Annotated in this window: 8 protein-coding genes; 5 read left to right on the top strand and 3 right to left on the bottom strand. The window is 40.3% G+C overall.

Annotated elements, in window-relative coordinates; genetic code table 11:
- Positions 1-12: 12 nt before the first annotated feature.
- Positions 13-669, bottom strand: a complete 657-nt coding sequence (gene aat / locus H8B17_RS19275) for a leucyl/phenylalanyl-tRNA--protein transferase (protein WP_190310852.1) — start codon at positions 667-669, stop codon at positions 13-15.
- An 18-nt stretch (positions 670-687) separates the two neighbouring features.
- Positions 688-1,059: a 30S ribosome-binding factor RbfA gene (rbfA, locus tag H8B17_RS19280; protein ID WP_190310853.1), complete on the bottom strand. Its 372-nt coding sequence runs from the start codon at positions 1,057-1,059 to the stop codon at positions 688-690.
- Positions 1,060-1,754: 695 nt separating this feature from the next.
- Between rbfA and argH the strand changes: the two genes are divergently transcribed.
- Entirely contained in the window at positions 1,755-3,086 is a 1,332-nt protein-coding gene (gene argH, locus H8B17_RS19285) for an argininosuccinate lyase (RefSeq protein WP_190310854.1), read from the top strand.
- A gap of 26 nt (positions 3,087-3,112) precedes the next feature.
- Here argH and H8B17_RS19290 read toward each other — a convergent pair whose 3' ends face one another.
- Entirely contained in the window at positions 3,113-4,180 is a 1,068-nt protein-coding gene (locus H8B17_RS19290; protein ID WP_190310855.1) for an aldose epimerase family protein, read from the bottom strand.
- Positions 4,181-4,294: 114 nt separating this feature from the next.
- Between H8B17_RS19290 and H8B17_RS19295 the strand changes: the two genes are divergently transcribed.
- The 4 genes from H8B17_RS19295 to H8B17_RS19310 all read left to right on the top strand — a co-directional run bounded on the left by H8B17_RS19295 (position 4,295) and on the right by H8B17_RS19310 (position 9,246).
- A complete protein-coding gene (locus H8B17_RS19295; protein WP_190310856.1) occupies positions 4,295-5,641 on the top strand; it encodes a deoxyguanosinetriphosphate triphosphohydrolase in 1,347 nt (448 codons plus the stop codon).
- A 17-nt stretch (positions 5,642-5,658) separates the two neighbouring features.
- Entirely contained in the window at positions 5,659-7,776 is a 2,118-nt protein-coding gene (locus tag H8B17_RS19300) for a type IA DNA topoisomerase (protein ID WP_190310857.1), read from the top strand.
- Positions 7,777-7,811: 35 nt separating this feature from the next.
- Positions 7,812-8,795, top strand: coding sequence for a hypothetical protein (locus H8B17_RS19305; RefSeq protein ID WP_190310858.1), 984 nt, complete (start codon positions 7,812-7,814; stop codon positions 8,793-8,795).
- 76 nt (positions 8,796-8,871) lie between these two features.
- Positions 8,872-9,246, top strand: coding sequence for an energy transducer TonB (locus H8B17_RS19310; protein ID WP_190310859.1), 375 nt, complete (start codon positions 8,872-8,874; stop codon positions 9,244-9,246).
- Positions 9,247-9,372: the final 126 nt, after the last annotated feature.

Raw genomic sequence — 9,372 nt, forward strand, 5'->3', positions numbered from 1 at the left:
TTATTCGTTCTATTAAATAGCAAAAGGTTCTGTTTTTTGCTTTCGTAATATTTCGTAGTAAGCGGCAGCTGGGATTAATTTGGCTCCTAAAGATGCTAAGTGATCACTGTGTATTTGACAGTCTATTAATTCGAAGTTAAAATGCTGACAAAGATGAATCAAAGCCAATTTAGAGGCATTAGGAGCAAGAGTAAACATGCTTTCGCCGCAAAATACCTTTCCTATTTGTATGCCGTATAATCCACCAACTAATACGCCGTTATCATTATAGGTCTCTATACTATGTGCATATCCTAGTTGATGCAAATGGATGTAGGCTTCTTGCATATCCTTTGTAATCCACGTGTCTCGCTGGTCTGTACGCTTGATGTTAGCGCAGCGTTGGATTACTTCTGCAAATGCCGTATCGTGTGTTGTGTTATAGTTTCCTTTACGCATAAATTGACGCATGCTTTTTCTAACACGGAGTTCTTGTGGCAAAAGTACAAAACGTTCGAGTGGGGCATACCATAATATAGGGGTTTCCTCTGAAAACCAAGGGAAAATTCCGTGTTGATAAGCCAAGAGTAGTCGTTCCACATGTAAGTCTCCTCCAATAGCAAGCAAACCGTCTTCATCTGCTAATGAAGGGTGAGGGAAAATTAATCGGCTGTCCAACGAATAGGGCATGTGTATTAAGCCATATGATTAATCGGGTTGTCGTGGCTCCTTACTTATCTTCTCGAATATTTTTTCCATGTGCTCGACATACTCATTGGTGTCGTCAAGGAAAAACTCGAGATCGGGAACGATTCGTGCCTGATTTTTGATTCTCATGCCTAACTTATAACGTATTTCGCCGGTTCTGCTTTGTATATGTTTTAAGTCGTCTTTTGCTGTTTTCGTATTTAAGAAGCTTAGATAGATACGAGCGATTGCTAAATCAGGAGTAACCCGTACCTTTGTTACAGTGATAAAAGCTCCCGGAGCCCAAGAATTACCATCTTTTTGAAAAAGTGCAGCAAGATCTTCTTGGATGACTCCCGCGAACCGTTGTTGTCTTTTGCTCTCTGTTCCCATAGCTATATTTAATTACAATGCTACACAAAGGTACACAATTATGTATAAAAAAAGCGTACCACCCTCTCTGTGATACGCTTCAGAACAAAATTAGTTTATAAGTGGTCAGCCGTATTTCGTTTCAAGTTTTAAGACCTTCGTCTATCAAATTTAGTTTGTTAGCTTGGTAAAATAAAGTGTGAGTATTAACTCACTTGTCTTTATTTTTGTTATTCCATTTCCCCTTTATGCCTACAAACATAGGGATATAAATTATTCGCGCAAAGACATTTTTTAAAAAAAAGTAAGTGATCACTTTTATGATAGATATTTTTGTGCTTCTCGTAACCTGTAAATAGACTTGATGTTTCGTGGGGAGATTCGATAAATTTTCGCCATTTATGCGCGTTTAAATGGCGAAGGAGAGCGGAGCTTGCGAGCTCGTCGAAGGTAATCAGAATATATTCATTTTAATATGCGAAGCGATTATGTTATGCATAAAAATGAATTACTCCTAAATTTTCTTTTAAGCATTATGTATTTTTGTTTATTTTTAGGCGCATGCATGAACTCATTTATCATTCGGTTCGTGAATGCCTAGCATTTTATCTAAGTTTGCGATAGAAACTAGTAAAAAGACCACACGAGCTTCAATGGAAAGGGAATTATTGTACCGCATAAATAGGATTGTTGCTCTCATAAAAAAACAAAATTAAATGAAGATTTGGCAGAAAAATATTGATGTAGATTCGTTTGTAGAGACCTTTACGGTAGGTAACGATCGGGCAATGGATTTACATTTAGCAAAGGCAGATGTGCTAGGCTCATTAGCGCATACGCAGATGTTAAACAGTATAAATTTGATGAGTGATGCCGATTTAGAAGTTGTTCAGCATGAATTGAAGCAGATTTATCAAGAAATCATAGCAGGTGATTTTGCAATAGAAGGTTCCGTAGAAGATGTACATTCCCAAATTGAAATGTTGCTTACACAGCGTGTGGGAGAGGCCGGAAAGAAAATTCATTCGGGAAGATCTAGAAATGATCAGGTTTTGGTTGACCTCAAACTCTATTTTCGTTCCGAGATCCAACGCTTGGTAGAGCAAACCGATGCGCTCTTCCAAAAGCTGATACAGTTAAGCGAACAACACAAGCAGGTGTTAATTCCTGGTTATACGCATCTACAGATTGCCATGCCTTCCTCCTTCGGTTTGTGGTTTGGTGCTTACGCTGAAAGTCTAGTTGATGATTTGGAAATGTTAAAAGCGGCATGGAGAGTATGTAATAAAAATCCACTAGGATCCGCTGCTGGATATGGCTCTTCATTCCCTCTGAACCGCAAACTGACGACCGAATTATTAGGTTTTGATGATTTGAACTATAACGTGGTCTATGCACAAATGGGGCGTGGAAAAACGGAGCGGATATTGGCGCAGGGGATGAGCGCGTTAGCGGCAACCTTGGCCAAATTCGCAATGGATGTATGCCTGTTTATCAACCAAAATTTTGGTTTTATCTCTTTTCCAGCTCGTTTCACCACCGGATCCAGTATTATGCCTCATAAGAAGAATCCGGACGTGTTTGAATTGATAAGATCACGCTGTAATAAAATCCAGGCGCTACCGAACGAAATAGCACTGATGACGACAAACCTGCCCTCGGGCTATCATCGGGATTTGCAACTATTGAAAGAGAATCTATTTCCTGCGTTCCAATCGTTAAATGACTGTTTGGAAATGACGACGTTTATGTTGGAGCATATTTCTGTAAAGGAGAATATTTTGGACGATCCTAAATATGATTATTTGTTTAGTGTGGAAGTTGTAAATAATGCGGTATTAGAGGGAGTTCCATTTAGAGAGGCTTATCGCCGGATAGGGCTGGATATTGACAACGGAACATTCCGCCCCTTAAAAGAGGTGCACCATACGCATGAAGGTAGTATCGGGAACCTTTGTAACGAGGAGATCTCGCGTATGTTTAACGAGGTGAAGGCCGGGTTTGGCTTTGACAAAGTGGAGAAAGCCCTGGATAAACTTGTAAAATAAGCTATAAATATAAAAAGGGAGATGATTTACATCTCCTTTTTTATGGAAAATTTATATATCGTTTCCGATTCGAAAACTTGCCCAGGTTCCAATAGAACGGATGGAAATTGCGGACGGTTCGGACTGTCAGGATAATGCTGTGTTTCAAAACAGAATGCGGATCGCGATGAATATGGATGACCGGATTTGCCAATATCTTTGCCGGATAAAAAATTGCCGGTATAAAGTTGTATCCCTGGTTCGGTCGTGAATACCTCCAGGCGAATTCCTGAATCAGGGGAATACGCTGTGGCGGCTACTTGTGAAAAGGATTGACTGTTCACTAGGGTATGGTCATATCCATGACCTCGTTTTAATTGTTCCTCATCGTTGTTAATATCTGTCGCAATTTTTTTCGGTGAACGAAAATCGAAGGCTGTTCCGGTTACGGAAACTTTCCCATCTATAGGAATCTGATGCTCGTCGATGGGTAGGAAGTAGTCGGAGGGAATATGTAGGATGTGGTTGAGTATATCGCTCTGGCCTTCACCATTTAAATTGAAATAAGCGTGATTCGTTAGGTTGATCACTGTTTTCTTATCGGTTTCCGCCTTGTATTTTATAACGATTTCATTAAATTCTGTCAATTCATACGAAACGGTTACTTTCAAATTTCCGGGAAACCCCTCCTCCCCGTCTGGGGAGATATAGCAAAAATCTATTTTCTTTTTGAAAGACGTCCGTCTATCCCACACTTTGGAATGAAGCCCTTTTGGGCCTCCGTGCAGCGAATTACGTCCATTATTCTGTTGCAGAGTATATTTTTCGCCATCTAAATGAAAATGTCCTTGCGCGATACGATTGGCAAAACGACCTATAGTAGCGCCATGATATTGTTCGTCGGCTCGAATGTATTCGTGGATAGAATTAAATCCGAGTACGACGTCCCGAAGATTTCCGGCTTTATCAGGAACTAAAATGCTAACAATACGGGCACCATAATCTGTAAAGGCTACTTGCATCCCTGTACGGTTCTTTAAAGTAAAGAGATGTGTTTTTTTGCCGTCGATTTTGTACTCAAAATCTGGATAATCCGGAAGTGAATAAATAACCATGATATGAAGGATTTATGCGATAAATATAGGAAATATGCTTGAGAAGCTCAAACGAAGTAATCATATAGCCAATAAACCTTATATTTGTTGCTGCACGTAAAACGTATACTTTACATGAATTGGAAACAGTTATTGTCCGCAAAACGTTGGGGATATGAACACCGAGAAACAAGTGACCAAATCGATGCGCGCTCGGAATTTCAACGGGATTATGATAGATTGATATTTTCTTCGCCTTTTAGAAGATTGCAAAACAAAACGCAGGTATTCCCATTGCCAGGAGCGGTGTTTGTACATAATAGATTGACGCATAGTTTGGAAGTAGCAAGCGTAGGTAGATCATTAGGACGTCTCTTTTATAATATTATAAAAAAAGAAAATTCAGGAATCGATCAGGAATGCCCGTTCTTACAGGAAGTGGGAAATATAGTTTCCGCAGCCTGTTTATCACATGATTTGGGTAATCCTGCTTTTGGACACTCGGGCGAGGCTGCCATTTCTTCCTATTTTACGGAGGGTAAAGGACGAGCGTACAAACAGCTTGTTAGTGAAAAAGAATGGGCTGATTTAACGCATTTTGAAGGTAATGCCAATGCGTTGCGTATACTAACGCATGCGTTTCACGGGAAAGACGAAAAAGGGTTTGCGCTTACTTATGCGACTTTGGCTTCTATCGTCAAATATCCTTGTTCCGCGATGGAGGGGCATAAGAAAAATAACCACCATCGTAAAAAATACGGTTATTTCGATACAGAAACAGCCGCATTTCGAAAAATAGCCGAAGAGTTAGGACTGAAACTGGACCCCGGGAATCCCAATGGGTATTTGCGGCACCCATTGGTCTATTTGGTGGAAGCTGCGGACGATATCTGTTATAATATCATTGATTTAGAGGACGCACATCATTTAAAGATACTTTCTTACGCAGAAGTGGAAGATCTCTTGTTGCCCCTGTGCGGAGATGAAGATCTACGAAGTCGCCTCGATGCATTAGCGGACACCGGTAGCCGGATAGAGCTTCTAAGAGCTAAGGCTATCAATACGCTGATTCATGGCTGCGCCACGGTGTTTGCAAGAAATCAGGATATGTTTTTGAGTGGTACCTTTGACATGCCGTTAATGGATGCATTGGATAACAGCATTGTTGCCCAAATGAAGAAAATATCGGAAATATCCGTAGACCGTATCTACAATGCACCTACAGTGGTACAAATTGAAGTCGCGGGGTTTAAGGTCATGAATGCGCTGTTGGAAGAATTTATTCCAGCGTATCTTAAAAAGGATAAAGGGCATTTTGATAAAAAAATAATAGCGATGATCCCCGCTCAATTCCATACAACACAAACGGATACCTATGCTAAAATTCGGACAGTATTAGATTATGTTTCGGGGATGACCGATATTTATGCCGTGGATCTCTATCGTAAAATAAAGGGTATATCGATCCCCTCGTTGAAATAAATTTAGTTACATATTTAATGAAAGTTGTTATAGCGGAAAAACCATCTGTAGCTAGAGATTTGGCTCGTGTGATGGGCGCGAAGGAAGTGAAAGATGGGTATATTACGGGCAATGGTTACGCATTTACATATGCCTTTGGTCATTTAGTACAACTGTGCACGCCGCAGGCTTATGGCTATGCTACATGGGCCGTATCAAACCTGCCGATTATACCCGCTGAATTCCGTTTAGAAGTAAAGAAAATAAAAAGGGACGGAAAGCAGATAGATGATGCTGGAGCGAGTAAACAATTGAATACAATTAGAGAATTAATTGCACAGGCGGAGGAAATTATCGTCGCAACAGATGCTGGGCGTGAAGGGGAACTGATTTTTCGGAATATATATTATTATCTACAGGCGAAAGTACCATTTAAAAGACTTTGGATTTCTTCCCAGACTGACCGCGCTATAAAAGAGGGGTTTGCTAACTTGAAAGACGGGACGGAATACGATAGTCTTTATATGTCTGCTAAATCACGCGCAGAATCGGATTGGTTGATTGGAATAAACGCTACACAAGCATTGACATTGGCAGCGGGAAACAGAGGGCTTTTATCGTTAGGGCGGGTACAAACACCTACACTAGCGATGATTTGTTCTCGCTATATGGAGAACAAGGATTTTAAGCCACAAGCCTTCTACAAAATACAAGCAGGTTTCGAAAAAGATAATATCAGGTTTAAGGCAACCTCTACTAAAATAGATAAAAAGGAGGACGCAGAAATAGCCATAGCAAAACTTGCTGTTGGAACGGAGGCTAAAGTAATTAAAGTGGAGGCTAAGGAAACGAAAGAACAGCCACCTTTGTTATTTGATTTAACATCGTTGCAACAGGATGCCAATAAAAAATATGGGTATTCGGCTGATCAGACATTGAGTATTGCACAGACGTTGTATGAAAATAAAGTGATTACATATCCCCGTACAGGGTCTCGTTATATAGGGGAAGATGTTTTTGAAAATATAGCGGAACTTTTCCAACATCTTGCCAATACTGCGGATGAAGAAATTGCACCGATAAGCCGTAACCTAATTGGTGCGAAATTAAATAAAAGATCTGTTGATGATAAGAAAGTGACAGACCACCATGCTTTGTTGGTGACAGAAGAAAAACCCGGACCGCTGCGGAAAGAACAGCAGCATATTTATAACATGATTGCAAAGCGTATGGTGGAGAGTTTCTCGGATGTGTGTCTTAAAGATATTACAACCGTCACGATCGATGCAAAAGGGGTAGAATTGATAGCGAAGGGAACCGTTATTAAACAATATGGTTGGCGTTTGTCTGCAGAGCAAGTGGAGATTCCCGATGATGATAAGAATACGGACGATCAAGATAATGAGAATGTACAGTTGCCGAAGTTATCAGCTGAAGAATTGCTTGAAGTTTTGTCGTTGGAATTAGCGGAGCGTTTTACAAAAGCGAAACCCATACATACGGAAGCATCGCTTTTGAAAGCGATGGAAACTTCTGGTAAAGAAATAGAAGACGATGAGATGCGACAGGCTATGAAGGATTGTGGTTTAGGTACGCCCGCTACCAGAGCAGCAACCATAGAAACACTGTTTCAGCGAGATTATATCAAGCGTGATAAAAAGAAGCTCATACCTACGGAAAAAGGAATTGCGGTTTATCAGTTAATCAGGGGCCGTTCGATAGCTAAGGTTACATTAACTGGGAAGTGGGAACAGAAGCTCGAAGAGATGCGTGCGAATAAAGTGTCGTATGATGTTTTTATGAAGCATATCAAGGATTATACAGTGAAAATCACGAAAGAACTGCTTCAATTGCGAGTGGCTATACAACAAGAAGAAGTAAAACCCCAGCAAAAGGGGAAAATAAAGTGCCCGAAATGCACATCGGGGAATATTCTTTTGTTTGATCGGATAGCACAATGTGACCATTATGCCCGTGGCTGTGATTTTAAGATTTGGCGTACGTTAAATGGCGTGTTTTTGGAGGAAAAAGAAATGAAAAGTCTGTTGGAGAAAGGTCGGACCTCCGCATTGAGTGGTTTAAAAAATAAAGAAGGACAGTTGGTGAGTGCTGTTCTTGTGTTTAAAGAATTTAAAGTCAATATGGAAATGATGTGAATGATGTTGCTTCAAAACCTTACCTTTGTTTCGCTATGGAATCAAGACTTTATAATCCGTTTATTACGTTTAAATTCGGTAATCGGACGTGTTTTTTAACGGGAGAATCGCTCGGCTCCTCAGATGAACAGATTCAAGTGTTTCCGGTTTGGATGATGCGTGCGTTTGATTTGGAAGAAAAGCCATTCAAAATGTTGGATGAAAATATGGTGACCTATAAGTCGCTTAAATTACCGTGTTCCGTCAGAGTCGCTGAGGCATTTGGGGAAGTAGAGGAAAAGGTGGAAAAAGCAATGAAGGGAGGGTATAAGGAGGTGAAGAACCTACCTGAACAGGAGTTGTTTCAGTGGGTAGGGAAAATTTTATATGGTATCGTGTTTAATGAGATACAAGCAGCGATTCGGCAAACGATGGCTAGTGGAGAAGAGATGAATTTTTCCCAAGCACTGGTGCATAAATTTCGAAATCTTCATTTTATGCTTCAATCACTCATTATGCCTACGGAATTTGAGCATGTTAATCCATTTAATATAAAAGTCTTTCCGGTAGATAATGCCTCGGATACCTTTCTATACCGGGATGAAATCAACACGTTGATATTTTCTATACGAATGGGAGATTTTGCTGTCATGGCCACGTTGCAGGATAATGGCACAAATACAATCTACCATGAGGATATTCTGCATCATGTAAGAGGGCAGATTTTACACCCCATACAATTCGAAGAAATTTGTGCCCGGTATTTTTACTCCGCTTATTTGTTTAATCGCTTGCCCGAATATACGTATATGGAAACTCCAGAGAAAGTATATATAGAACCGATGCCTTTAAATGACTGGACTTTGAAACCTATTTTCGACGATTGGCAGGTCAAAACCTATGGGCAAGTATTGGAAAATTTTTGGAAACCATGGGGATTTACCTTATTTGAAATTATCAAGAACCCGGAAAACCCCATGACTTTTCTTCTTGATGAGGATGGGAGGTTTCGGAAAACAGTTGATTTACCTAAGGCATAATTTTTGCGCGAATTGGAATAGATAGGGAGGGGATATGAAGCTATGGTTTGTTGTATGTTTGTTTTGTGCGGTGTATATGAAAGTATCAGCACAAACATCTAAAGACTCGCTTGTTGTGTATAATGTGGATTTATATGCGCAGTTTGAGGGGGGGATACCGGGGTGGATTAGTTTTGTTCAGGAACATTTAGATATTCAAGGGATAAGAAATTCTATTGATAGTACAGCCTATGTCGACTACGGCTTAAAACAGACGGCTTTCCTCGAATTCACTATCTGTGAAGACGGTGAGGTTTGTAATGTTGAGATTGTGAATGAAGCTGAAATAAGTCCAAAATTTGCAGAGGAAGCACTACGTGTTATGGGAAAATCTCCAAAATGGAGACCCGCAAGGAAAAACGGTAAGCCTGTTCGTACGAGATTTAAACAATCAATTGTAGCGGTTCTCTAAAATTATTCTCCAACCTTTCAGCGCTTTAGGATATTTTTGGTGTAAAAGGTTGCTATGGGCCTTGGAGTATAAGGTTAAAGTTTCTACCTTTGCACCACTCCGCGAGGGGGTATGGTACGGGGGATA

The sequence above is a fragment of the Sphingobacterium arenae genome, assembly GCF_014692505.1.
GTDB lineage: Bacteria > Bacteroidota > Bacteroidia > Sphingobacteriales > Sphingobacteriaceae > Sphingobacterium > Sphingobacterium arenae.